General features: G+C 64.1%; 19 protein-coding genes. 10 read left to right on the forward strand and 9 right to left on the reverse strand.

Going from position 1 to position 24,947, the window contains the following annotated elements:
* Positions 1-33 precede the first annotated feature (33 nt).
* The 4 genes from EH209_RS21900 to EH209_RS21915 all read left to right on the forward strand — a co-directional run bounded on the left by EH209_RS21900 (position 34) and on the right by EH209_RS21915 (position 4,390).
* Complete coding sequence (locus EH209_RS21900) at positions 34-1,965, forward strand: ABC transporter ATP-binding protein (protein WP_126664938.1); 1,932 nt, start codon at positions 34-36, stop codon at positions 1,963-1,965.
* An 84-nt stretch (positions 1,966-2,049) separates the two neighbouring features.
* Entirely contained in the window at positions 2,050-2,514 is a 465-nt protein-coding gene (locus tag EH209_RS21905; RefSeq protein WP_126664939.1) for a universal stress protein, read from the forward strand.
* Positions 2,515-2,593: 79 nt separating this feature from the next.
* The gene (locus tag EH209_RS21910) at positions 2,594-3,430 is read left to right on the forward strand and encodes an NAD-dependent epimerase/dehydratase family protein (RefSeq protein ID WP_126664940.1); all 837 of its coding nucleotides are present in this window, start codon (positions 2,594-2,596) and stop codon (positions 3,428-3,430) included.
* A 108-nt stretch (positions 3,431-3,538) separates the two neighbouring features.
* Positions 3,539-4,390, forward strand: coding sequence for an MBL fold metallo-hydrolase (locus tag EH209_RS21915; RefSeq protein ID WP_126664941.1), 852 nt, complete (start codon positions 3,539-3,541; stop codon positions 4,388-4,390).
* A gap of 339 nt (positions 4,391-4,729) precedes the next feature.
* Here EH209_RS21915 and xacF read toward each other — a convergent pair whose 3' ends face one another.
* Entirely contained in the window at positions 4,730-6,181 is a 1,452-nt protein-coding gene (gene xacF / locus EH209_RS21920; protein WP_126664942.1) for a 2,5-dioxovalerate dehydrogenase, read from the reverse strand.
* A 142-nt stretch (positions 6,182-6,323) separates the two neighbouring features.
* Here xacF and EH209_RS21925 point away from each other — a divergent pair, with 142 nt between their 5' ends.
* The gene (locus tag EH209_RS21925) at positions 6,324-6,593 is read left to right on the forward strand and encodes a hypothetical protein (RefSeq protein ID WP_126664943.1); all 270 of its coding nucleotides are present in this window, start codon (positions 6,324-6,326) and stop codon (positions 6,591-6,593) included.
* Positions 6,594-6,724: 131 nt separating this feature from the next.
* Here EH209_RS21925 and EH209_RS21930 read toward each other — a convergent pair whose 3' ends face one another.
* Positions 6,725-7,159: a PPC domain-containing DNA-binding protein gene (locus EH209_RS21930; protein ID WP_126664944.1), complete on the reverse strand. Its 435-nt coding sequence runs from the start codon at positions 7,157-7,159 to the stop codon at positions 6,725-6,727.
* A 158-nt stretch (positions 7,160-7,317) separates the two neighbouring features.
* On the opposite strand from EH209_RS21930, the gene EH209_RS21935 reads away from it, so the two are divergent.
* The gene (locus EH209_RS21935) at positions 7,318-8,319 is read left to right on the forward strand and encodes a Gfo/Idh/MocA family protein (protein ID WP_126664945.1); all 1,002 of its coding nucleotides are present in this window, start codon (positions 7,318-7,320) and stop codon (positions 8,317-8,319) included.
* A 66-nt stretch (positions 8,320-8,385) separates the two neighbouring features.
* Here EH209_RS21935 and EH209_RS21940 read toward each other — a convergent pair whose 3' ends face one another.
* The 6 genes from EH209_RS21940 to EH209_RS21970 form a co-directional block, all read right to left on the reverse strand.
* Entirely contained in the window at positions 8,386-9,474 is a 1,089-nt protein-coding gene (locus tag EH209_RS21940; protein WP_249038884.1) for a lactonase family protein, read from the reverse strand.
* 25 nt (positions 9,475-9,499) lie between these two features.
* Entirely contained in the window at positions 9,500-11,971 is a 2,472-nt protein-coding gene (locus tag EH209_RS21945) for a methyl-accepting chemotaxis protein (protein WP_249038885.1), read from the reverse strand.
* Between the two features lie 220 nt (positions 11,972-12,191).
* Entirely contained in the window at positions 12,192-13,259 is a 1,068-nt protein-coding gene (locus tag EH209_RS21950; RefSeq protein WP_126664946.1) for a Gfo/Idh/MocA family protein, read from the reverse strand.
* A gap of 793 nt (positions 13,260-14,052) precedes the next feature.
* Positions 14,053-15,609 carry a glycoside hydrolase family 28 protein gene (locus EH209_RS21960; protein ID WP_126664947.1) on the reverse strand — a complete coding sequence of 519 codons (1,557 nt, stop codon included), beginning with the start codon at positions 15,607-15,609 and terminating at the stop codon, positions 14,053-14,055.
* Between the two features lie 251 nt (positions 15,610-15,860).
* Positions 15,861-17,291: a family 4 glycosyl hydrolase gene (locus tag EH209_RS21965; protein ID WP_126664948.1), complete on the reverse strand. Its 1,431-nt coding sequence runs from the start codon at positions 17,289-17,291 to the stop codon at positions 15,861-15,863.
* A gap of 85 nt (positions 17,292-17,376) precedes the next feature.
* Positions 17,377-17,559: a hypothetical protein gene (locus EH209_RS21970; protein ID WP_126664949.1), complete on the reverse strand. Its 183-nt coding sequence runs from the start codon at positions 17,557-17,559 to the stop codon at positions 17,377-17,379.
* Positions 17,560-17,906: 347 nt separating this feature from the next.
* Between EH209_RS21970 and EH209_RS21975 the strand changes: the two genes are divergently transcribed.
* From EH209_RS21975 to EH209_RS21990, 4 genes are all read left to right on the forward strand, one after another.
* Complete coding sequence (locus tag EH209_RS21975) at positions 17,907-18,137, forward strand: hypothetical protein (protein WP_126664950.1); 231 nt, start codon at positions 17,907-17,909, stop codon at positions 18,135-18,137.
* A gap of 663 nt (positions 18,138-18,800) precedes the next feature.
* On the forward strand, positions 18,801-19,574 hold the full coding sequence (locus tag EH209_RS21980) for an IclR family transcriptional regulator (RefSeq protein ID WP_126664951.1): 774 nt from the start codon (positions 18,801-18,803) through the stop codon (positions 19,572-19,574).
* 182 nt (positions 19,575-19,756) lie between these two features.
* Positions 19,757-21,862, forward strand: coding sequence for a pectate lyase (locus EH209_RS21985; RefSeq protein WP_126664952.1), 2,106 nt, complete (start codon positions 19,757-19,759; stop codon positions 21,860-21,862).
* A 206-nt stretch (positions 21,863-22,068) separates the two neighbouring features.
* Positions 22,069-22,434, forward strand: coding sequence for a hypothetical protein (locus EH209_RS21990; RefSeq protein ID WP_126664953.1), 366 nt, complete (start codon positions 22,069-22,071; stop codon positions 22,432-22,434).
* Positions 22,435-23,901: 1,467 nt separating this feature from the next.
* Here EH209_RS21990 and EH209_RS21995 read toward each other — a convergent pair.
* Entirely contained in the window at positions 23,902-24,840 is a 939-nt protein-coding gene (locus EH209_RS21995; RefSeq protein ID WP_126664954.1) for a dihydrodipicolinate synthase family protein, read from the reverse strand.
* Positions 24,841-24,947: the final 107 nt, after the last annotated feature.

Here is a 24,947-nt window from a genome sequence, read left to right on the forward strand (position 1 = left end):
CGGCCGGCGACTGGAGCGTGCGGCCACGAACGCATGGATTCATCAGACGCACACGGAAGCTTCGAGGACATTCGGGACGAGGTCGACGGGAATCCGATGCTGAACGCCTTCCGATACGCCCTCCCGTACTGGGTGCCGTTAGCCGTCGGCGTCGGTTCGACGATGATCAACCGCGCAGCGCGGCTGTTCCCGGCGCTGATGATCGCGGCCGCGATCGACCTGGTCGTCACGCAGTCGGGATCCGGAGACGGGATCCTCGCCGTGATCGGACTCATTCCGTCCGAACCGGTGCCGGCGGAGCAGGTCGACCAGCGGCTGAACCTCCTGTACTATCTGGGCGGACTCACGGTGATCGCCTACCTCGTGCAGGCGGTCAGCCACTACTGCTCCCGGTACTTCTTCCAGACGACCGCCCAGCGGCTGCAACACGACCTCCGGCTGGATACCTACGACCACATGCAGCGGCTCTCCTTAGATTTCTTCAACAACCACCAGACCGGCGGGATGATGTCGATCCTGAACAGCGACATCAACCGCCTCGAAGACTTCTTCAACGTCGAGATCCGCCAGATCACGGAAGCGGTAATGATCCTCACGCTCGTCGGCGGCTACATGTTGTACACGGCTCCGCGGCTCGCCGCTCTGGTGTTGCTCCCCGTCCCGATCATCGCGCTCGTGACGGCCAAGTTCATCATCTGGATCGAACCCAAGTACAAGCGCATCCGCGAACTCGTCGCGCGGCTGAACACGCGGCTGGCGAACAACCTCGGCGGCGCGGCGATCGTGAAGTCGTTCGACCGCTACGAGGTCGAGAACCGGCGGGTCGCCGAGCAGAGTCGCGGCTACCGCGACGAGAAGATCGACGCGATCACGGTCCGGAAGGCGTTTTTTGCGTCCCTGCGCCTGATCGTCGGAGCGATGTTCGTCACGATCCTCATCGTCGGCGGCCGGGACGCGATCACCGCGGGCGGGCTGTCGACCGGCGCGTTCGTCGCCTTCTTCGTCTACCTCCAGCAGCTCGACGGTCCGATGACCCGGATCGGCAAGACCGCGAACAACTACCAGAAGGCCAAGTCGAGCGCCGAGCGCGTCTTCGGCGTGCTGGGCTACGAGGCCGACATCCAGTCGCCGGCCGACGGGACCGACCCCGTTTCCCTCGACGGCGACGTCGCCTTCGAGGACGTCACGTTCAGCTACTCGGACGACGGCGAGCGGATCCTCGAGGGCGTCGATCTCGAGGTCGAGGCCGGCGAGACGATCGGCTTCGCAGGGACCAGCGGCTCCGGCAAGTCGACGCTCCTGAAACTCCCCATGCGGTTCTACGACGTCGATACGGGTTCGGTGACGATCGATGGCGACGACGTCCGGACGTACTCGCTGCAGACGCTCCGCGACCGGATCGGCGTCGTCGAGCAGGACCCGTACATGTTCTCCGGGACGATCCGCGAGAACATCGCGTACGGCGACGGCGACGCGTTCAAGACCGTTCTCGAGGCCGGCGCCGGTGAGGTGCCTGACGACGTCGAGGCGCGAATCCGGAACGCGGCGATGGCCGCCGGCGCCCACCGATTCATCACGGAACTCCCGGAGGGGTACGACACGATGGTCGGCGAACGCGGGGTCAAACTCTCCGGCGGCCAGCGCCAGCGCGTCTCGATCGCGCGGACGATCCTCAACGATCCCGATATTATTGTCCTCGACGAGGCAACCAGCGACGTCGACACGGAGACTGAGAACCTCATCCAGCAGAACCTCGACGAGCTCACGGCGGACCGGACCGCGTTCGTCATCGCCCACCGGCTGTCGACGATCCAGAACGCGGATCGAATCGTCGTCATGGACGACGGTGAAGTGATCGAGACCGGTACCCATCGGGAACTGGTCGAGGACGGCGGCGTGTACGCCGATCTCTGGGTGTCTCAGACCGGCGGCGAGGAAGCGGAGGCGACCGAGGCGGACGACTGAGAGCGGAGCGGACGGCGTTTCGCGAGCGTTCCGCGGACCTCGATCGGAGGTAGCTTTATCAGACTGTCGGCCGAGGTGTGTGGTATGCAACGTGCGCTCGTCGTCATCGACGACACCGAGGCTCACAGACGACTCCTCACCGAAGCCGGCGAGTTCGCCCAGAACGGGAACGCGGAACTGGTCGTGCTGGCGTGGACGACCCCTGAAGCGGCCGAAGAGGGCAACGATGCGATCGAATGGGTCGAGCGGATGGAGGGGACCAAATTCGAGGAAACCGACGCGACGGCGATGACCCGTCGGTTCGCCGAGGAGTTCAGCAAGGACGTCCTCAGCGGTATCGATCCGGACATTGACGTCCGGGTCGAACCGATCATCACCGAGGAGGGCGACCTCCACGACGAAATTCTGTCGACGGCCGAACGGCTGGCCTGCGATCACGCGTTCCTCGTCGGCCAGAAGCGCTCGCCGACCGGGAAGGCGATCTTCGGCAACCTCGCCCAGCGCGTCCTGCTGAACTTCGACGGACCGGTGACCGTCCTCATGGAGTGAGCGCGCCGACGGCCGATCGCGCCGCGGAAATCCGCCACACGACCGATATTTTGATGGTCTCCGCGGAAGGGGTAGACGTATGGACGTACTAGTGACCGGTTCGTACGGCCGGTGTGGCACCGCGATCATCGATCACTTGCACGACGACGATCGGTACGAGTTCACCTACTTCAATCGCTCCGACCGCGAGGAGGGGCCCTACGCCGAGTACGAGACGGTCGTCGGCGACGTCGCGGACTACGACGCGCTCCGCGAGGCCTGCGAGGGACAGGACGCCGTCGTCCACCTCGCGGCCTACCCCTACACCGACGGCGACTGGACCGACATCTTCCAGCCCAACATCGTCGGCATGTACAACGTCCTCGAGGCCGCCCGCGAGGCCGAAGTCGAGTCCGTTATCTTCGGGTCGACCAACCACGTGATGGGCATGTACGAGATCGAGAACGCCCCCGAGATCTACGAGCGCGACCACGATCTCGTCATCGATCACACCGACCCTGTCCGGCCCGACTCCTATTACGGCGCCTCCAAGAGCTTCGGCGAGGACCTCGGGCGGTACTACATCGAGGGCTGCGAGTACCCGAAGCGGTTCTACGCGCTCCGGATCTGCAGCGTTCGCGGCGAGGAGTACGACCACCCCTACGGCGACGCCGAAATCGGCGTCGAGGAAGGCGACTGGGAGCGCGGCAGCGACGAGTACGAGGAACAGGTCGCGCGGATGAAGGCGACCTGGCAGTCCCGCCGGGACTTCGCCCACCAAATCGACTGCTGTCTGCAGGACGAGGACGTCGAGTTCGACATCTTCAGCGGTGTCAGTGATAACCGCCGGCGCTGGTACGACCTCGAGCACGCTCGCGCGCGGCTCGGCTACGATCCACAGGACGACGGCGAGAAGTGGGACGCACCGCCGGAGTAGCGACGGTTCCGGCCCGAACGGCGTCGAAAGGTTTAGGCTCCCGCGAGGGGATCCGTTCCGCATGGACCGTGCTAGCGAAACCGACAGCGCGCAGTGTCGGGTGAGTCGATGACGATCACCAGCGACTGGGGCGAGTGGTGGATCCGGGAGGAGATCAACGGCGCCGACGTCGACGGCGTCTCGCTGTGGTTCCTCGGCGTGGCCGGCTGGGCAATCAGAACGCCCGAGACCGCCGTCTATATCGACCCCTACTTCAGCACCGAGCGGGACCGCGAGTACGTCGCCCGGATACCACCAGTGCCGATGGAGCCGCAGTGGGCCGACACCTGCGACGCCGTGTTCTGTACGCACGACCACCGTGATCACTTCTGGCCGCCGTCGTTCGGGCCGCTGCTGGACCACGGCGGCTCGGTCCACGCGCCGGCCGAGTGTTACGAGAACCACGACGTGAGCGAGATCGCGGACGACCAGCAGACGGTCGTCGAACCCGGCGACAGCTACGCAGTCGGCGACCTGACGATCCACGTTCGGGACGGCCGCGATCCCGACGCCGACGGCAGCGTCACCTACGTGCTCGAGCACGAGGCGGGAACGATCTTCCACGGGGGCGACAACCGCCCCTGCGAAGCGTTCCGCGAGATCGGCAAGGAGTTCGACATCGACATGGGGATGCTCTCCTACGGCACCAGCGGCCGCATCAGGATGGACGGCAAAGTCGAGCGTCGGAAACTGTACAACGATGCCCAAGACATCATCGAGGCCGCCAACGCCCTCGAGATCGATCGGCTGGTCCCGGAGCACTCGCGGCGCTGGCGATCGATCCAGGCCGATCCCGGCGCGCTCTCGAAGGCTGCAACGACCTTCGAGTACCCCCGCATCATCGAGGAGATCGAGGTTGGCGACCGACTCCGACTCGGTCAGCCCGGGATCGTCCCGCCAGCCTACCTCGAAGACGAGTGAGGAGCGGGCTCGAGCCGCGAAACGGTGGGATCGCGGTCGTCTCGCTCGTCGCGGGCGGCGTTCACTGGAACACGCGGTTCGTTCTCTAACGAGAGTCAGTAATTCGGTACCGTTCTGTCAGTCCGCCGATCGCCGGCGGAGTCGATCGCACGACTGCGGTCCGGTCAGCGCGTGAACGGATACGGTCGAGCCGAGAGAATCGCCGCCTCGAGCCGAAACGACCGAATCGAGCGACCGATCGACCGATGCCGAACGGTGCCGGCGTCGAACCGAACGACGAGTTGATCGCCGAGAAGAACCGAACTCGAACCGCGCGCTACGGGAGCGGTCGACGGCGGATCAGTAGTTCATGTAGACCGTCTTCGTCGACGTGAAGAAGTCCAGCCCGGCGTCGCCCTGTTCGCGGTAGGTGTCCGTCGAGGACTCCTTGTAGCCGCCGAAGGGCACGTGGAGCTCGAGACCGGTGGTCTTCTCGTTGACCTTCGCGACGCCCGCTTCGACGTTCTCGGCGAACTGGTTGGCCTCGGTGAGGTCGTCCGTGACGATGCTCGCCGAGAGCCCGTAGTCGACGTCGTTGGCGAGCTCAAGGCCTTCCTCGAAGCTGCTGACCTTCAACACGGCCAGCACCGGCCCGAAGACCTCCTCCTGGGCGATGCGCATGTCGTTGTCCACGTCGGCGAAGACCGTCGGCTCGACGTAGTAGCCGTCGGCGTACTCGCCCTCGGTGAGCCGCTCGCCGCCGGCGACCAGTTCCGCTCCCTCGCCTTCGGCGACGTCGATGTACTCGAGGCTCCCCTCGAGTTCGCTCTCGGTCACGTGGGGGCCCATGTCCGGATCGTCCGTTCCCGGCCCGACCTCGATGGTCTCGGCGTAGTCGGCGATGGCGGCGACGAACTCGTCGTAGATGTCCTCGTGAACAATCGCGCGGGAGGCCGCAGTACAGGACTGACCAGTCGTCCCGAACGCGCCGGCACCGACGATGTCGACGGCCTCGTCGACATCGGCGCTGGGCATGACGACCGTCGGGTTCTTCCCGCCCATCTCACACTGGACGCGTTTGAGGTCGTCCGCAGCGGCCTGAGCGACGGCGGTCCCGACTTGCGTGCTCCCGGTGAACGAGACCGCGTCGACGCCCTCGTGGTCAGTCAGCACGCCGCCGACTTCGCTGCCGGAGCCGGTGACGTAGTTTGCGACGCCGTCGGGCAGTCCCGCTTCGTCGAGCGCCTCGAGCAGTTTCCAGGAGACGGTCGGCGCCGCCGAGGCGGGTTTGAGAACGGTCGTGTTGCCCGCGGCCAGCGCCGGTGCGAGCTTCCAGGCCGGGATCGCGATGGGGTAGTTCCACGGCGTGATCAGCGCGGCAGTTCCCAGCGGCTCTTTCTTCGTGTAGAGGTTCTTGTCCTCGCCGCTGGGGGACTTGACGGTGCCGCCGAGGTCGCTGGCCTTCTGTGCGTAGTAGTAGAAGATGTCGATCGCACGCTGGACCTCGCCGCCGGCTTCGCTGAGCGTCTTCCCCTCCTCCTGGGTCAGCGTCTCGGTCAGGTCCTCCTTCTGGTCCTCGAGGATCTGGGCGGTTTCCTTGAGGATCGCGCCACGGGCCGGACCGGGTGTCGACGCCCACTCGTCCTGGGCGGCGACCGCGGCCTCGACGGCCGCCTCAGCGTCCTCGGTGGTCGACGACTGGAACTCGCCGACGACCTCGGTCGTGTTCGCGGGGTTCAGTACCTCGAACGTCTCTCCGGAACGCGATTCGACCCACTCACCATCGACGTAGTTACGATGCGCTGTCGGCATTCGGACTAGTCGTTTCGGTGTTCTCCACACCAACCTTCGTTTTCCGGCAAAATTCCCAGCGCGTACCGACGATCACCTGCTGATTGAAGCGCAACCGCCGAACCCTAACTAATTTATACAGGAGACGCGAAGTATCGTGGTAATGGGTTCCACGCAACGAGCGAACGATCCGGAAACGACGTCTCGGTTTCGAGAAACGGTCCTCAATTCGATCTTCGACTCCGTTCTGCTGCGAATCGCGGCGGCGGGCGCCGTCTTCGTCGCGCTGGGCGCAGTTCTGAACGGGATCACGTGGGGGTCGGGAGACGGCCAGCTGATGGGGATCTGGGCGGCGATCTTCGCCGTCTGGGGATCCGGACTGATCCTCACCGGACTAGGGCTCTACAGCATCATTTGGTCGCGACGACGGTGAGTCCGCGACCCGAGACGGCGTCACACACTCAATCGACACTGCTCTACCGACGCGTTCGCGATCGGTAACGGCGACGGGCGAAAACGACCGACTCCGCTCCACGCCGATTCGCAGCGAATCGAACCGCTCCGTCAGCGCCGGGTGAGCTGCGACACGTTTCGCTCGCCCGGCCGTCGCTCCACGGAGAGCCCGTCGATTTTCCGGATCGTTATCTCGCCGAGGACGTTGATCTCGCAGCCCTCCTCCAGGTGGCCGCCGACGGTCCGGTCGCCGTCGAACGCGGTCACGTGAAGGTGGGGGTCGCCGTCCGCGATGACACCGTTGACGTCGGTGACCTCCCAGGCGCCCTCGAGTTCGAGGTCGACGTTGCGATCGGACTGGTCGTCAGGGAGATCCGTCCGGTCGACATAGTGGATGTTCAGCGTGCTGAACGTGCCGATGCCGGTGACGACGGCGCCGGTGTCGACGTCGTGGTCCTCGCAGGCCCGCTCGATCGACTCGAGAGCCATATCGCCGCGATCGAGACGGACGATCACGTGTCCGTCGTCGGATTCGAACGATTCCATGTCACCCCGTGGAACGGCAGACGGAATAAACCTTGACGCCCCGGCAGGGGACGGGCGGATGATCGGCTGGCTGGTCTCTCGACGACGAGATCGAGTTGCCGGCGAGGACGCCACGGAACCTAGTTTGAAGTACGGACGGGCAGTCGGTACGGTATCGCATGGACACGGAGACCGTTAGATACGGAATCGTCGGTGCAACGGGATACGGCAGCAACCACGCGGACGCGATCGACGCCGTCGACGGCGCCGAGGTCGTCGCGGGCACGGCCCGAAGCGAGGAGTCGATCGCGCCGTTCGAGGCGACGTACGGCGCGACCGGCTACACGGACTACGAGGATCTGCTCGAGCGGGAGGCGCTCGACGCGATCAGCATCTGTACGCCCTCCGGAACCCACGCCGAGATCGCGGTCGCCGCCGCCGAGGCCGGGGTTCACGTCCTCTCGGAGAAACCGCTCGACGTCTACCTCGAGCGCGTCGACCGGATGATCGAGGCCGCCGACCGCAACGACGTTCGACTCGGCGGGATCTTCCAGCGCCGGTTCGCGCCCGAGCGGTGGACCGCCCGGCAGTGGGTCGAAGAGGGACGGTTCGGCGACTTGCTGCTGGCCGACACGGCCGTCAAGTGGCACCGGCCGCAGCGCTACTACGACGATCACTGGCACGGGCAACGCGACCTCGACGGCGGCGTCCTCATGCAACAGGCGATCCACTTCGTCGACCTGCTTCAGTGGCTGACCGGCGGCGTCGAGCGCGTGACCGCCGAGACGGCGATGCTGGCCCACGAGATGGAGTGTGAGGACGTCGCGGTCGTTAGCCTCCGCTTCGAGAACGGCGCCCGCGGTACGATCGAGGCCACGACCGGCGTCCGCGGCGGGCGCGAGCGGGTCGAACTGAACGGTACCGAGGGCTCGTACAACTCGGGGACGTTCGTTCTCGAGGACGAGGAAGTCGAGCCCGACCTCGTCGAGCCGCCCTGCGGGACGGGACTCGAGGGACAGATTCGGGACTTCATCGCGGCGGTCCGCGAGGACCGCGACCCGATCGTCAGCGGTCGGGACGCCCGCGACGCCGTCGAAGTCGTCCTCGCCGCCTACGCCTCGGCGGAGCTCGATCGGCCCGTACGCGTCGACGAGGTGCGCGACCTGCAGGAGCACACCTGATCGGCGATTCCCGCCCGACAAACGGTGTTCAAACGGTCGGTTGTGGGAGGATCGGGAAGGGAAACGTTACGCTGACTCAAGGAACGTCGCACAGACCGGTTTCGGCACGTCGAATTCCGCGAGCGGCTCGAGGCGCCCAGTCTCGTCGATCGCGAAGCTCGCGACCGCGTCGCCGTGCTGGTTGCTCGCGAGGAGCAACGCGCCGTCGGGAGCGAGCGCGATGTCGCGGGGCGTCTCCCCGCGTGTCGGTTCGCGGGCGAGTGGCTCGAGACGGCCGGTCGCCGCGTCGACCGCGAAGACGGCGACGCTGTCGTGACCCCGGTTGGAGACGTACACCCACCGACCGGACGGATGGACGTGAACGTCGGCTGGCTCATTGGTCCCGTCGAACGCGGACGGCAGGGTGCTTGTCCGATCGATCGCCGCGAGCCCGCCTGTCTCGGCGTCGCGCTCGTACGCGGTCACCGTCGACTCGAGTTCGTCGACGACGTAACAATACGGCTCGGTCGGATGGAAGGCGATATGACGCGGTCCTGCGCCCGCACGGACGGTCGTCGGTCCGGCCTCGGCCGGCCGGAGCGCCCCTGACTCGTCGGCGCGATAGATCTCGATGCGATCGGTCCCGAGGTCCGGCGCGTACCGGAACCGATGCTCCGGCCCGGAAGCGATCGCGTGCGGGTGCGGAGTCACCTGACGCTCCGGGTCGGGACCGGAGCCTTCGTGGGCGACGACGTCGGCGACCTCGCCGAGCCGACCGTCGTCCGCGAGCGGATACGCCGCCACGGTCCCGCCCTGGTAGTTCGCGACGAACGCGTACTGGCCGAGAGCGTCGACGCTGACGTAACAGGGACCGGCGCCCTCGCTCGAGCGATCGTTGAGCCGCTCGAGTCCGCCGGTCTCGGCGTCGATTCGATAGGCCGACACGCGCCCGCCGTCGACGCGCTCGACGGCGTACAGGGTCTCCCCGTCGGGACGGAGCGCCAGAAACATCGGATCCGGCGCGGACGTGCACGCCCGTTCGGTCGGCGTTCCGTCGGGCGCCACCGCCACGGTGACGATACCGTCGCCGTCGCTTCCGGCCGAACAAATGAACGTCTGATACGGACCGTCTCGAGTCACGGTCGAACGAAACGGGCGGGCGGACCTTGGGTCCACCGGAACCGATCATCCGGCGGGTCGCCTACTCGTCGGGTGCGGGATTCGACTGCCCGTCTCGGTCGGCGCCGGCGTCCGCGGCCGTCTCGTCGGTCTCGTCGTCGGAGACGTATTCGAACACGTTGTCCGCGGAGTCCTCGCGGTCGTCGGTCGCCTCGTCGTCGACAGCGGTGTTGGTTTCGATACCGGTGTCAGTGCCGATGTCGGCGTCGATGTTCTGCAGTTCGTCGGCGACGACCCCGTCGGGCTCGGCGTCGACCGCCGTGTCGAATCGGTCGAGGGTGTTGCTCAGCTGTCCGGCCTGTTCGGCCAGTCGGCTGGCGTTGTGTGACACCTGGGTCAGCGCCGACGTCTGTTCCTCGGCGGAGGCGGCGACCGATTCCGTCTCCTGAGACGTCTGCTCGCTGATCATCGCGACGTCGTCGACCATGCTGGCCGTCTCGCTGACCGCGACGGCCTGATCGTCGGTGGCCGTGCTGATCTCCTGGATGCCCTCGTTGGTCCGCTCGGCGTAGGTGGCGATCTCCGCTAAGGCCTCGACGGCCTCTTCAACGGTGTCGACGCTCCTCGTGACCTGCTCGCTCGTTCGCCCGACGACCGTCGCGGCGTCGTCGGCCGCCGACTGCAGGCTGGCCAACTGCTGTTCGATCTCGTCGGTCGCCTCTCGAGTCTCCTGGGAGAGCTGCTTGACCTCCTTGGCGACGGCGCCGAACCCGTCGCCGCCGTCGCTGTGGGTTCTGGAGGCCTCGATGTTGGCGTTGAGCGCGAGCATGTTAGTCTGCTCGGCGATCTCGTCGATGAACTCGGTCAGCTCGTCGATCTGTTCGATCTCCCGCTCGAGGCGTTCGAACTGCTCGACGACGTCGTCGGTGTCATCGGCGACGACGGTCATCTCTTCGGCGGCCTGGTTGGCCGCCTCTCGACCGCGGTCCCCAGCCGTCGCGGTCCGTTCGGCGATGTCCGCCACGGCGTCGGAGGAGGACGCGATCTCCTCGGTCGTCGAGGAGAGCGTGTTCAGTTCGCTCGTCGCCTCCTGGACGTGTTCGTGCTGGCGCTCCGCGCCGTCGGAGATGCGCTGGACGGACTCCGTCACCTGCTCGCTCGCGTTCCTGACTTCTTCGGAGCTGGCGGTCACCTCCTCGCTGGCGGCCGCGACCTCCCCGGCGAACTGCTTGACGTGTGCGGTCGTCTCCTCGATGGCGCCGATCATCTCGTTGAACTCCCGGGCGATCGACTCCATCGCGTCGTTGTCGGTGTCGGGATCCATCCGCTGCGTGAGATCGCCCCGGGCGCACTCGCGCATGACCCGACTGTACTCGTCGGCTTTGCGTTCCAGTTGCTCGTTAGTGCGCTGGGCCTCCTGTTTCGCCGTTTCGGCCGTCTCCCGGGCCGTTTCGGCCTCGCGGATCTGGTCGCGCAACGCGTCGCGCATCGAGCCGAACCCGTCGTAGAGCTGTCCGATCTCGTCGATCCGGGACGTCTCCAGATCCACGTCGAGCTGTCCCTGCTCCATCGTCCGGGCCTTGTCTCGCAGTCGCGTGAGTGGTCCCGACGTCTGGCGCCCGATGACAATGGTGATTCCGAATAGTGCGATCAGCCCGACGCCGACGACACCGAGCATGGACTGACCGACGATATTTGCGGTCTGGAATGCGACCGATTTCGGGACCGTCGTGACCAGCAGCCAGTCGGTGCCGACAATCGACGTGACCGCGTGGACGTGCGAGTCGCTCTCGAGCGTTTCGACCGACTCGATGCCCGGCTGGGCCTCGCCGTTGCGTACCTCGGCCGGGAGCGGCGCGTCCTCGGCCCCGGCGATCACCGAGGCATCGTCGGCGCTGACGATCGTCGTCTGTTGTTCGTCGAACGGCTGGTGGAGTCCCAGCACCTGCTCTTTGATCCCGCCGACGAGGACGACAACCCTGTCCTCGTCGCCCATCACCGGCGTGGAGAAGTAAACGGCGCGACCGTCGACGGCCTCGTACGAGGGTTCGCTCATGTCCACCTGGTACACCGAATCGCTGATGTCCCGATACTGCGAGGCGTTCGCCCACGGTTCGTCGATCTCGTCGAGCGTTTTCCCGCTCGAGCCCTTCGAATGGGAGGCGACGAGCGTCCCCTGCTCGCGGTCGATCACGTGGACTTCCCTGACCGATTGGGGCATGTTATTCGATCTGGAAATCAGCTGCCCTTCGACGGCTTCGGAGTCGTTGGCTTTGAGCGCGTCGTCGGTGGCTAACGCGCTCGTCTGACGTTTCATCTCTTGGATCCAGTCGCCGGTCCCGTCGCTCTGGATCGACGCCACCGACTCCATCTGTTGGTCCGCGTTATCCTCGACGGAGTTGTTCGCGCGGACGTAACCGACGCCGCCGACGAGCGCGAGCACGACGACGACGACGAACAGCAACACGCCCAGTTTGTACGCGAACCGCCGTCGAACGACCGACGGCATGATCGTCCGAGCGATCCGTCCCCCGATCGACCGGTCGCTACTCACCCCGAACCGCCTCCACTGACCAGACTACGTTCATATCCCACCTCGAAATATTCCGCTCCTAAAATAAATCTTGCTAGAAGACATGATAATAGACCATTATCTTTGAACAATGATGAGATTTACTGTGGAAATCGATCGGCATGTCGGCGACGCTCGCAGGATCGATTCGTGGGAAATCTGTCGCGACGGACGAAACGAACGGCGAAGAGAAGGAATCGATTCAGTCGAGCAGTCCGTCGCCGACGAACGAGTACCGCTCCGCGAGATCGATGCGCTCGTCCGCGCGACCGGACTCGTAGGCAGCCATCGTCACGACCAGCGTCCGGAACGCGTCCCGGACCGAGATCGGCGGCTCGGTGCCCTCGAGGACGGACTCGGCAAACGCCTCGGCCTTGGTCTCGCGGCCGTGGTAGTCGAGGTGGCGGTCGTGTTCGGTTCCCTCGGCATCGATCGTGTAGCCGGTGCGTTCGTCCCACTCCCGACCCTCGAGGTAGACGGCGCCGTCGTCGTCCCAGATATGGATGTGCTCCCGGGTACACGCGACGATTCCGGTGTCGGAGAAGTTGGCGATGGCCCCGTTGTCGAACTCGATGGTGATCGAGGACTGCTTGTCGAAGAGCTGCTCGTCGTCGTGGAACTCGACGTTGGCGTTGACGTGGGTCGGCGTGAGGCCGGTCACCCAGAGGATCGCGTCGATGACGTGCGAGCCGACGTTCAGCAGGTGGCCGCCGCCGCTCAGTTCGGGATCCATCCGCCAGTCGTCCATGTTCTCGTAGTACGACCGCCAGTCGTGGGTGATCTCGCCGGTGATGAACGTCGGCTCGGCGTCGCCCTCCGCCCACCGCTGGCGGGCGTTGATGAACGCCGGGTTCAGATGCCGCTGGTAGCCCAGCATCATCACCCGATCGGTCTTCCGATCGCGCCGGTAGAGGTCGCGGGCGTCCTCGAGGTTCGTCGCCAGCGGCTTCTCGCAGAGCACGTGGAGATCCCGCTCGAGCGCGGCGACGGTCTGATCGTAGTGGAGGCCGTTCGGCGTGGCGATCGCCGCCGCGTCGAGATCGGCCTCGTCGAGCATCGTCTCGTAGTCGAGATACTGGTTCGAAGACGCGACCTCGAGTTCGCTGCCCGCGTCGGCCAGGTTCGCCTCGCTGACGTCGGCGATCGCGGCCAGTTCGGCGTCGGGCACGGCCTCGAACTGTCGTCCGAGTCGGACGCCGAGGCTCCCAAGCCCGACGAGTCCGACGCGGAGATCTGCTGCTGATGAATCGACCATGTCGTAGTCACGCATACAGGCAAACCGACTATAATTGTTTTGTTCGCTCGACCCCCGCAGGTCCTCGAAGGTTCACGCGGTCTGCGAGCCAGTTGCCGCTCCACCGCTCGGCCCGCCCGTCGTCGTCCTCGGCGGCGGTGTCGACGAAGTTCCCGCCCTCGCCGGCGGAGGCATCGAGGAGTGCGTTCGCGCAGCCACGTCCGTCTCGAGACCGATCACCGCAATGAACGGGGCCGGCAGCGATCGTCGGGATCAGCGCGTTCCGCTTCGGGATCCGCCAAGACGCTTGAGTCGCCCGCCTCGATCGACGAGTAATCAGCTCGAGAGTATATATCTGTTATTGATATATGATGGCAGTCGGACACGTGCGGCAGTCCGGACTGGGAAACGGTGCGATCGGCAGTCGGGAGCAGAAACCGGGTTGAAAACGGTGGACTCGGTGAGAGATGACTCGAACTTGAAGTCGGTGCTAGCGGCTGAGCAGCGGTATCAGGTTCCGGGGCCGACGAACATCCCTTCTACATATGGATTGTTTTAATTTCGTTCCATTATGACGAATTTTGGTGTGTGTATAGAGAACGGGAATCACAATTACCGACGTTCTTGTCGATTGAATTGTACGGTCGAGGTCACGAGTCGCTATCGCAGTTGCCGATCTCGAGTCGAAGGCGAACAGACCTGCGCTGATCGGACGAGCGGCGATACATCTCTTCAGAGAGATAGAATAACAAGCGCATCAGCGTTGCAACATGTGGGACGCGCCGATCCGATATCCGTCCAAACCGGCTGGTGGGAAGTCGGGGAGCGTTCAGGAGCGCTCGAGCGTCGCGTCGCTGTCGTCGGCGATTTCGACGGCGGCGGCCAGCGATCCGTGGTTGCCGGCGAGCGAAATTTCGTGCGTTTTCGGCCCGCTGGCCTCGAGGAACGGTCCCTCTGATTCCGACTGGGGCGCGCAGCCGCGAACGCGAGTCCGGCCGACGTTCGTCAGTGAGACGACGGGCGCGCCCTGGTCGTCCGGGACCCGCAGGCCGTCGATCGTCACGTCCTCGGTCTCCTCGAACTGCATCGCCGGGCCGCCGGGGGTTCGGATCCGAACGTCGGTGAACGAGATGTCGGCGATGGACTTGCAGAACAGGGCGTGGGTCTGCTCGTAGTCGTAGGCCATCGCGGGATCGAGGTCCGTCGCGTCGAGCGGTCGGGTGGCGTCGATCAGCACGTCGTTGAACGAGATCCCCTCGAAGTACTGCTCCGGGAGGCCGGCGAAGAAGCCGGCGGTCTCGACCTGGCGGGCGGTGATGTTGGTAAAGGAGACGTTCCGCACCATCGGCGTCCCCTCGTCGACCGGTTCGGCATCGCTGTCAAGGGGCATGAAGTAGTAGCCGTTGATGGTGAACGGGCAGGCGATCCGCCGCATGACGATGTTGTCGAACCGGAGGTCCTCGACGACGCCGCCGCGGTCGCGCGCGGTCTTGATCCGGACGCCGCGGTCCGTGTCGGTGAACGTGCAGTTGGTGACCGTCACGTCGCGGACGTCGCCGGACATCTCGCTGCCGATGACGACGCCGCCGTGACCGGCCTCGACCGTACAGTTGGTGACGGTGATCTGGGACGCCGGTTCGCCGACCTCCCGGCCCTCGGCGTTCTTTCCGGACTTGATGCAGATCGCGTCGTCGCCCGCATTGATGTACGTGTCGCTGATCCGGACGTACCGCGAAGAGTCGATGTCGATCCCATCGCCGTTAGGCGCGTCGGCCGGGTTCGCGATGTTGACGTCGGTGATCGTAACGTTCTCAGAGTAGACGACGTGGGTGTTCCAGAACGGCGAGTTCTCGAGGGTTACGCCCGAAACGGAGACGTTCTCCGAGTCGTAGATCTGGAACAGCGGCGGCCGGTGGGTGAAGCTGCTGACGTCGTCCTGCTTCTCGTTTTTCTCCTCGAATTCGGCCAGTCGCTCCTGGAGCCCGTCGGGAATCTCCGACTCGGGAGCGTCGTAGAACTGCCACCAGTACTCGCCGCCGCCGTCGATCGTCCCGCGGCCGGTGATCGAGACGTTCTCGGCGTCGTCGACGAGCAGACACGGGTGGAAGCCGTACTGGTCCCACCCCTCCCAGCGGCTCTCGACCGTCGGGAACGCCACGTAGTCGCCGACGAACTGGAGCGTCGCCCCCGTGTCCAGATGCAGGGTCGTCTGGTCGCCGACCCGGAGCGGACCAGTCACGTACGTTCCCGACGGGACGTACACCGTCCCGCCGGACTCGGCGCACTCGTCGAGCGCCGCCTGGATCGCCTCGGTGTCGGGCTCGTCCGAGCCGCCGCTCGCGCCGTACTCGCGGATGTCGAATCCGTCCGTGTCAGGTGCTGCCATCGTCTGGATATTTCGGAGTGAGGAAATAAACGTTGCGTCGTCGGCGGTTCGCCGTCGGCCGGCGATTCCGCTCCTCGGTAGCGACGACGGACCAGCGGACGAGATGGCGGCCGCCCGCTGAAACTATAGCAACACAGGTGCGATAGTGATACTAGCGAGGCGGTGTTGACCTCGAGCGTGGAGTCGTCACCGGCCTCCGCCTGGCTGGCGTGATGAGGCCGTTCCCGTTGTGGCTGCAGTCGAAGATGCACTCAGCGCGACGTCGCGAGGACGTCGGCGTCCTCGAGGTCCCACGCCTCGAGGTAGTCGCGTTCGCGGTCGACGAGTTCGGCGAAGAGGTCCGCGGCGGCATCGCGTTCGATTGAGACGAGCGGATCGTTGAGGAACGCCCGGAACGCCCGATCGAGGTCGCCCTCGAATCCGGCTTCGACGAGGGTCTCCTGATTGTTCACGTGGGTCATCACCATCGATCGAATCTCGCGGGGGAGCGAGCCGGCGACCAGCGGCGAGACGTCGTCGCCGGTGAGCAACGCGTTCGTTTCGACGACGGCGCCCTCGGGCAGCCCCGCGACCTGACCCTCATTGGGATAGTTCAGGTGGGTCTCGATGGGCTCGAGTCCCAGCAGGGCGCGGAAGATGTCGACGGCCTCCTCGCCGGATTCGTAGAACTCGAACGCCTCGTCACCGGAGAGGTACCGCTCGGTCTGTGTCGGCCCGTCGTCGTCGGGGAGACGAGCCGAACTCGGCGTGAACCGGATCCCCCACCGATGGAGGTCCCCGGGGTCGTCAAGCTGGAGGTACCACGGGACGAACTCGACGAGGTGGCGGTCACCGGCCGCGCCGAGCAGTCCGAACCGGTCGTAGAGGTCGAAAGCGACGTTATAGTTGTTGACCCAGTAGGACGCGTCGGACATCGAACCCGGATCGAAGTCCTTCAGCGGTTTGTGCTCCTCGAGTTCGGCTTCGAGGTAGCTGAACAGGTCGGTATCGCGCCATCGGGCCTCGTCGATCCACGTGAAGTGGTTGATCCCCTTGACGGTGACGTGGATCTCCTCGCGGACGACGTCCTCGGCGTCGTCGACGTACCGTTCGGCGATGTCGGCGAACTGCTCCTGGAACTTGAACACCTCGTGGCAGAGCCCGATCGCGTTGATGTCGGAATACTCCTCATAGAGCGTCCGCGTGCAGACGGTCATCGGGTTCGTGTAGTTGACGACCCAGGCGTCGGGGCACTGCTCGCGAACCGTCGCCGCGATCTCGCGGTACTGCGGGATCGCCCGCATCGAGCGGAGGATCCCGCCGGGACCGACGGTGTCGGCGACCGGCTGGTGGATGCCGTATTCCTTGGGAATGTCGATGTCGTGGACGAATGTCTCCGCGGGTGGGTCCTGGATCGAACAGACGACGAAATCGGCGTCCGCGAGCGCGTCGTCCAGCTCGCGGTAGGCCTCGAACGTCCAGTCGCCGTCGGCGTCTTCGCGCTCGACGACCCGGTTGCCGAGTTCGGCGTTCTTCGTCGCGGCCGCGTGGTCGACGTCGTACAGCGCCACCGATCCGGCGACGTCCCCGCACTGCGCGAGGTCGTTGATGAGGGTGTGGGCCCACCCTTGGCTGCCGCCCCCGACGTATCCGATCTTCACGCGAGGGGGCTCTTCGATCGAACGACTACCGAGTTGATGCATACGTCTCTCGCACGGATGGTACGTGGCAAAAGTATTGGCATTCAGTGACAATTCTGCCGGCTCTCGAATCTCTTGGACCCCCGTCCTACACGCCGCCCTCGGGCGATCGTCGATCGCCGACCGGCGTCGGAAGCTCCGCGCGGTCGTCGCCGCGTAACGCCGCCGCCAGGTGAAACAGCGCCAGCGGGATCGGATCCTCAAGGACGATCCGGCCCTCGACGTCGACGAACAGCCCGTTGACCATCGCGGGGAACCGCTGGGCGAACACGGTCGCTCACCACCCCCAGCTCAAGAGCGGCATGAGTTCGGTCGTCACGAACAACGTGAGGTACAACTTCGGGCGCGCACTCAATCTCGGCGGCGTCGACGACGAGACGACCGCGAGCATCGTCGGCAACCACTACCGCGCGGGGCCGCGGACGCCGACGGACGACGCCGTCGTCGGGACGACCTACACCGACGCGAAGGGGCCGATAACCGCCTACATCGCGTGCAACGAGACCGATCCGTCGTCGATGCCCGTGACCGGAACCGGGAGCGGTATCACGATGGCCTCCCAGCGCCCTCTGGCCCGACGAGCTGAAAACGGTCCGCGGAGGGCAGGCCTACGACGCCGTGCTTTCGGGCGTCGGCGCCCGCCCCGCCGATCGCACCGCCCACGACGAACGGATCCTCGAGCACGTCTGCGAGGGCACGGGCGCCATCATCGACAGCCAGAAGGACGTCGCCGGCTACCCCGACTTCGAGGAGACGACACACACGCTCGACGTTCCCGACAACGGATTGGACGAGTGGCTCGCACAGTGGGCGCGGGTCGTCGAAGATCCTGCCGCGAGTCCTCCCTGACCGCGCGATTTCTGGCGTTCCGCTCTCGTCCCCGTTGCGACTGATATCGGAAGACGATACATCCGAATCCTCGTTCTGATCCCGAGACGCCGGCGATCTTGATTCGGGCCGCTCAATAGCCACGCGGCCGCAGCCGCGGCGACGCACAGCGAGCACTCTCGGATCAACCGCACGCGTTCGGATGGTTCGTTCGGCGAGACGAGCAGGCACTGAGACCCGTCGCGGAACCGTTGGGGACAGCATACGGTTCCCGCTCGCCGAATTTTACAACAGTACCTTTGTAATAAAGAGAGCACTATGTGTGACGATAGTACACATGTAAAGGAAGATGCGTTTCGATTATCCACCAGTATTGTTTGATGCCTATATCGTGTCTACAGACACAGACAATCCCGTATCCGAGGTTTTATCCAGTGTTCGCGTGTGGGAAATACTGGATCAGGTCTCAGTGAGCCGATCGTGACAACCGATCGGACGTTTCCCGATGGTCTGCGACTGAACACCTACCGATAGCAAGTGACACACCCATACAAGACGGAGGAAATCGACGACCGGTGGGGCGAAGCAGACGGTTTTCCCGCGCAATGTTCGCTGAATTCAGCGGGAGATCGGGTTCGCCTCTGGGGAACAGACTTATATAGCTAAAACCCGCTATGTCTTGATATGGCAAACACCCCCCAGGAACGAACCGAATCCCGGATCAAATCAGTCGAGATTGCCTTTACCGTTCTCGATACCGTGCGGAAAAACGACCGACCCAGCATAACCGAACTCGCTAACGAGCTCGGCCATTCGAAGAGCACGATTCACAATCACCTCCGGACCCTCGAGAGCGAAGAGATCATCGTCCGTGAGGACGACGGCTACCGGCTGAGTCTCCAGGTGCTGGACATGGCCAACGACGTCCGAAATCAGGTCGCCAACTACGACGTGATCGTCGACGCGGTCGACGAACTGGCGAACGAAACAGGGGAGATTGCACAGTTCGGAATCGAGGAACACGGGCAGGTGTCGTATCTCTACAAGGCGATGGGGAACCAGGCTGTCGAAACGGCCTCGCGCGCCGGCGGGAAACAACCGATCTACTCAACCTCGCTCGGGAAGTCCATCCTCGCGTTTCTCCCCTCAGATAGACAAGAAGAAATCGTCAGCGAAACGGCTTTCGAGCGGAAGACGCCGAAAACGATCACGGATCAGGCCAGTCTCTACACGGAACTCGAGGAGATCGCCGAGCGGGGGTACGCGATCGACGACGAGGAGAACATCGAGGGACTCCGCTGTGTCGCCGCGCCCGTCCGAAACGGAACGTCGGTCGTCGGCGCCGTTAGCGTTAGCGGTCCGGCTAGTCGGATCACGGACGACTATCTCTACGGTGAACTCGCCGAGAGCGTCCAGCGCGCGGCCAACGTCATCGAACTCAACACCAAATTCTCGTAACCCGCCACGGGGGTGTCAACTCACGTCCTTGCGTTCGCGAGAGATGAGAAGCCACATCTATCATACAGGCTAAATCCATACGTTCATTTTCGATAATAGTTGCCGATAGACCTTAGGGAGTGTACGTTCAGCGAAGAAAGATATATCACTGGAGATATTGTCACCTTGATTGGTGTAATACCATGACACACAAGCGACGATCCTTCCTGCGAGCGATCGGTGCAGGGGGTCTTGGACTGACGGCAGCAGCGTTTACCAGCGGCACGGCCGCGGCAGCGACCAGCGTTACGATTCGCGGCGGTGGTGCGGACATCTGGAGTACGGCGGACGCGTTCCACTACTACTACGATACCGTTAGCGGAGACGTCGACGTACAGGTACGAAACACCGCGCTCGAGAACAGTGACCCCAATGCGAAGACCGGCATCATGATCCGGGAGTCGCTGGATCCCGCGGCGAAGAACGTGATGCTCCGGCGGACGCCCGACGGCGAGGCGTCGCTCCAGTGGCGGCCGGAAGCGGGCGTCGATACGCTCAGCACGACGTCGGGCGGCGAAAACGAGAGCGAGGTCGAGGGCGGAAGCCTCGAGGCCGAGTGGCTGCGCCTGCGGCGGAGCGGCGACGTCTTCGAGGCGTACGGCTCGAACGACGGGGAGAACTGGACGCTGATCGCCGACGTCGACGCGGAACACGTCGAGTTGAGCGACGACGCGTACGTTGGCCTCCCCGTGACGAGCCACAACGTCGGCACGCTCTGTACGGCCGAACTGCGCGATCTGACGGGACTCGAACCGACCGCTAACCGCGATATCGGCGACGTCGACGTCGCCGGAAGCGTCGACGTCGAAGAAGGCGTTCCGTTCGTCTCGACCGGCGACGTGACCGACGTGACGGCCACGGGGGCGACGGTACGCGGCGAACTGACCGATCTGGGCGGCGCCGAGTCGGCCGACGGCTACGTCGAGTATCGGAAGGTACCGACCGAGTCCTGGACGGCGACAGCCGCGCGAACGCTCGAGGAATCGGGGGCGTTCAGCGTCCGCCTCGACGGTCTCACGAGCAGGCGGTACTACCAGTACCGCGCGGTCGTCGAGACGAGCGACGGCGATCGGGCGACCGGGTCGACCAGAACGGTCGGGACGTCCGGTCGGTCGAACGGCCGGACGGTCCGGAACGGGCCGCGAAGCGCGTCGCACGTCGATCTCGCCGACGGGTTCGCGGATCCGGCGCCGTGGCTGGACGACGACACGCCCGTCATCGAGATCACCGAGCCGACGCGGCGCCAGCTGTCGGCCGCGGTCGGGGTCGACGGGCCGCGCCTGGTCGTCTTCGAGACCAGCGGCGTGATCGATCTCGCGGAGCAGCGCCTGACAGTGGTCAACGACGAACTCTACCTCGCGGGACAGACGGCCCCCTCGCCGGGCATCACGCTCACGCACGGCGATCTCTGGATCGACGCGGACGATTGCGTCGTCCAGCACCTGCGGGTCCGGCCGGGTGACGCCAACCTGAACGAGGAGAGCGACTGGGAGCCCGACGGGATCAGAACGGGGGACCGAACCGAGAACAACGTCATCGACCACTGCACGACGACGTGGGCGGTCGACGAGAACCTCTCGGTCGGCTACGACACCGAGAACACGACGGTCTCGAACTGCCTGATCGCCGAGCCGCTGCAGGACGCGACCCACCACAAGGGGGACCACGGCTACGGCTCGCTGATCGGTAACAACGCGGAGAACGTCGCGCTCGCGGGCAACGTCTGGGCGCACAACTACGATCGGAATCCGCGCCTCAAGGAGGGGACCCGAACCGTCGTCGCGAACAACGTCATGTACCACTACCGGGACGGCGCGTGGATGGATCCCGACACGAAAGCGAGCATCGAAGGTAACGTCTTCCGGCGGCCGGTCAGCGACCAACCCAACGTCTTCGGCGACGGCGACGCGTACGTCGCCGACAACGTCCTCGAGGGCAGCGACAACCCGATGGTCGGCGACGGGATCACGCGACTCGACTCGCGGCCGCTCTGGACCGAGGACCTCGAGGTCCTCGATTCGGAAGACGTCGGCGCACACAATCTCGAGAACGTCGGCGCGCGGCCGGCCGATCGCACCGCCCACGACGAGCGCGTTCTCGAGCAACTCCGTTCCGGCGACGGCTCGTACATCGATAGTCAGGAGGAGGTCGGCGGTTACCCCGATCTCGAGGTCAATCGGCAGCGGCTGGACGTTCCACAGAACGGGACGCATGCCTGGCTGCGCGCAAAAGCACGCGACGTCGAATAGTCGACTCCCAATTACACGGGCGAGGAGTCGCAACGCGATTGGAGTCGGGTGCGGCCCGACCGATCTGCGCGCGAGGAATCGTTCGGCTGCGGACGATCGGTCTTTTTTCGGTGACTCGAGATCCGTCATCGAATCGGGCCGGGACAAGAAACGGGAAAGAACACATCATTTATCCCTTCGTGACCTATGGCTTCAGTTACCACACAATGACGGACCAACCCCGATACGAACCGCGGATCGACGACGGGACGCTCTACCTGGAGCGAGACGACCACAGCCTCGAGATCGGATCCATGGACCACATCGTCGAGTTGGCCGGCGGGGAGACGTACACCATCGAGTACACCGACGAACAGAGCGCGGCCGCGTGGCTCGATACGGACGACGAGAACGCGATCACGTTCGAGGTCCGCGAGGTCGTCGGGAGACTTCCCCACACCCCGGATCTAGTGACGAACCTCGAGAACGCGCCGCTTGAGGAGACGACCGACGACGGCTATCCGAAGCGGACGTCGCTGTTCGTCGACCTCTTCACCGAGATTCTGGACTCGAAGGGGAACCTCGAGGCGTAGTCAACGCTGAACGACGGGATCGTCGTCGACAGACTGAGCGGTTCGCCCACCTTTACTTCGGCAATGCGGACGGAAACAGCTATGATAACGAAGAACAGTTCAGTCGAGCCTTCGGCGGCTACGGCTCTGACTACCGCTTGGCGAGCCGCGGGTTTACGTGGCGAGACACGAAGTTCGACGAAGCGATTAAACGGTTCTTCGAAATTTATAGTAAACGTTGTTCTCGACGAGCTAATCTATCGATTCTCGGTATCTCGGGCCGAATGACTGATATCATTCCGCCATCGACGATGGTCAGTAGCGGAAGTGGACGGGATACCGTGAGGCCTATCGCAATCGAACCGCTGAAAGCGTCGGTTTCGTCCCCAATAACAGTAAACTGCCTGGTGGGATCGGAGCGTACACCGATAGAAAGTGGTGCGGAAACTTCTACGAGGGTCGTGGAACGACTGACACTATGCCGGCATCAAACCGACGCTACTGCGGAGAACGTTGTTCTTCTTAAGCGTGTTTCGAGTCCCAGATGTCCGGCAAATGGACTAATTCAGAACGGAACTAAAGTAGACAGGAATTTCGTCCGCAGCACGCGTGCACCACAAGTACGACGATGCGAGCAACTGCCACATCGATATCTCGGGCTGCTCCCGGCTGTCTGAGTCCGGGCCGAGAGGGTGAGACACATCTCCTCCAACCCGCTTGGACATGGGCTCGACGCGTTCGCTTTCCAGTCATCACCTCAATCTACTGTGCGTCCTCGAGAGATTGTTTCGTCTCCGTTTACGTCGTCCACTCCAATCAGGCCGATACCAGTGGGCGGTTCTCGCTGAATTGTAGCGAGAATCCGATCCAGCCAAGTCCACGATCAGTTCTCCTACACGGGACGTTTACAGTAGTATGTCTGTAATTAGTTTCGGGAGGAAAATGCGAATAGAACCCAACCAATCCAATCCGAGTATGAACCGCGCCGCGATATGATATAGATCAACAATAATTTGACCGAAATATGGTCGAGGGACGACTGAAGCTGACGATTCCTGATGGCCGAACGCGAGATGTCGAAAAAGCCACTTCAAAGTGACAATGACAAACGACAAGGATCAATTCCGATAGTTTAGACACTAATCACTACCCGTCCAGCGGAGAATTAGGAGGAAACACGGGATAAGCGGTCTCCAGCGTCGTATCACAAGCTGTAGAGCAACCGCCGTGTGAACTCAATCGGCGTCCATTTCGTTGATTGCGGCTGAAACCGTTCCTCCCTGAGGAACGAAATAGTGGTGATCGCGTGCCGTCGTACGGATCGAACCCGAACGTGCTAGCGAGTAGCAGCTACGAGACGTGAGCAGTTCTGCACAGCGACAAGAGTGGCTCGCCCTCGTCTCGTAACGAACTCACACTGGCTGCAAAACGGAGGCGCTTAGAAACACTCTGCTATCGGCCCTGTTTGCTTCGGGTATCACTCTCGAGTTAGTTGATGAGGGATTCGATCTCGTCGTCAAGTTGATCGTACAGCCGTTCGGCCTTCCGTTCCTCTTCGGGCTGGAGCGTGCGGATCGGTTCGCGGACGTTGCCGCCGTGGAGACCGGCGAGTTCGAGCCCTTTCTTGACCGCCGAGACGCTGATCGCGCCGGCGATTGCGTTATCCTGCCCGGTTTCGTCCCGGAAGTTCTGGTAGGGCAGGCAGATATTCCGGAGTTCGCAGGCGCGCTCCCAGTCGCCCTCGGAGAGCGCGTCGAACAGTTCGAGCCCGACCTCTGGGCGGAAGTTGCTGACGCCCGCGGAGAAGCCCTCCGCCCCCTCCGCCCAGTACGAGACAGCGTAGGGTTCCGCGAGCCCGTCGACCCAGACAACGTCGTCGGCACCGGCCTCGACGGCCGCGCCGAGCTTGACCGGATCCTTCAGCGCGTACTTGATCCCGACGACGCCGTCGACGCGGGTGAGGCTGGTGAGGTAGTCGACGGACGGGTCGAAGCCGCGGACGTAGGGAACGAGCGGCGTCTCAGTCGACGAGGCGAGGTTACGATAGTACTCCAGCAGTCCCTGTTCGTGAAGATATGTGTGGTCCGGCGGCATGATCATCATCGCGTCGACGTCGATACGATCGTACGCCGCAATCAGTTCCGTGGCGTTGTGCGTGCTGCCGCCGACGCCCGCGAGGACGCAGGCGTCCGACGGGAGCGCGTCGACGCTCGTCTCGGCGACGTCGACGCGCTCGCTCGCCGACAGCGAGTGGTACTCGCTGATGTTCGCGGTCGCAAGGAACGTCCGAATCCCGGCGTCGTACAACTCCTGTGCGTTTTCCGCGATTTTCTCGTGTTCGATCTCGAGGTCGTCATCAAATGGTGTCAACAGACCGACAGCAACGCCACGGAGACGGCTCCGTACCTGCTCGACTGGCAATGACATAATAGCAGGAAGTATTGCGCCCAACATAAACCCATCGGCTAAAACTGACCCCGCACGGCACAGGTATCTCGAAGTCAGTGGATCTTGGCGTCGTTTTGCCGACAAAA

The organism is Haloterrigena salifodinae (genome assembly GCF_003977755.1).
Lineage (GTDB): Archaea > Halobacteriota > Halobacteria > Halobacteriales > Natrialbaceae > Haloterrigena > Haloterrigena salifodinae.

Excerpts from the sequence above, each read along its gene's own strand:
- EH209_RS21900 (WP_126664938.1), top strand. The coding sequence starts at position 34 with ATGGATTCATCAGACGCACACGGAAGCTTCGAGGACATTCGGGACGAG.
- EH209_RS21905 (WP_126664939.1), top strand. The coding sequence starts at position 2,050 with ATGCAACGTGCGCTCGTCGTCATCGACGACACCGAGGCTCACAGACGA.
- EH209_RS21910 (WP_126664940.1), top strand. The coding sequence starts at position 2,594 with ATGGACGTACTAGTGACCGGTTCGTACGGCCGGTGTGGCACCGCGATC.
- EH209_RS21915 (WP_126664941.1), top strand. The coding sequence starts at position 3,539 with ATGACGATCACCAGCGACTGGGGCGAGTGGTGGATCCGGGAGGAGATC.
- xacF (WP_126664942.1), bottom strand. The coding sequence starts at position 6,181 with ATGCCGACAGCGCATCGTAACTACGTCGATGGTGAGTGGGTCGAATCG.
- EH209_RS21925 (WP_126664943.1), top strand. The coding sequence starts at position 6,324 with ATGGGTTCCACGCAACGAGCGAACGATCCGGAAACGACGTCTCGGTTT.
- EH209_RS21930 (WP_126664944.1), bottom strand. The coding sequence starts at position 7,159 with ATGGAATCGTTCGAATCCGACGACGGACACGTGATCGTCCGTCTCGAT.
- EH209_RS21935 (WP_126664945.1), top strand. The coding sequence starts at position 7,318 with ATGGACACGGAGACCGTTAGATACGGAATCGTCGGTGCAACGGGATAC.
- EH209_RS21950 (WP_126664946.1), bottom strand. The coding sequence starts at position 13,259 with ATGCGTGACTACGACATGGTCGATTCATCAGCAGCAGATCTCCGCGTC.
- EH209_RS21960 (WP_126664947.1), bottom strand. The coding sequence starts at position 15,609 with ATGGCAGCACCTGACACGGACGGATTCGACATCCGCGAGTACGGCGCG.
- EH209_RS21965 (WP_126664948.1), bottom strand. The coding sequence starts at position 17,291 with ATGCATCAACTCGGTAGTCGTTCGATCGAAGAGCCCCCTCGCGTGAAG.
- EH209_RS21980 (WP_126664951.1), top strand. The coding sequence starts at position 18,801 with ATGGCAAACACCCCCCAGGAACGAACCGAATCCCGGATCAAATCAGTC.
- EH209_RS21985 (WP_126664952.1), top strand. The coding sequence starts at position 19,757 with ATGACACACAAGCGACGATCCTTCCTGCGAGCGATCGGTGCAGGGGGT.
- EH209_RS21990 (WP_126664953.1), top strand. The coding sequence starts at position 22,069 with ATGACGGACCAACCCCGATACGAACCGCGGATCGACGACGGGACGCTC.
- EH209_RS21995 (WP_126664954.1), bottom strand. The coding sequence starts at position 24,840 with ATGTCATTGCCAGTCGAGCAGGTACGGAGCCGTCTCCGTGGCGTTGCT.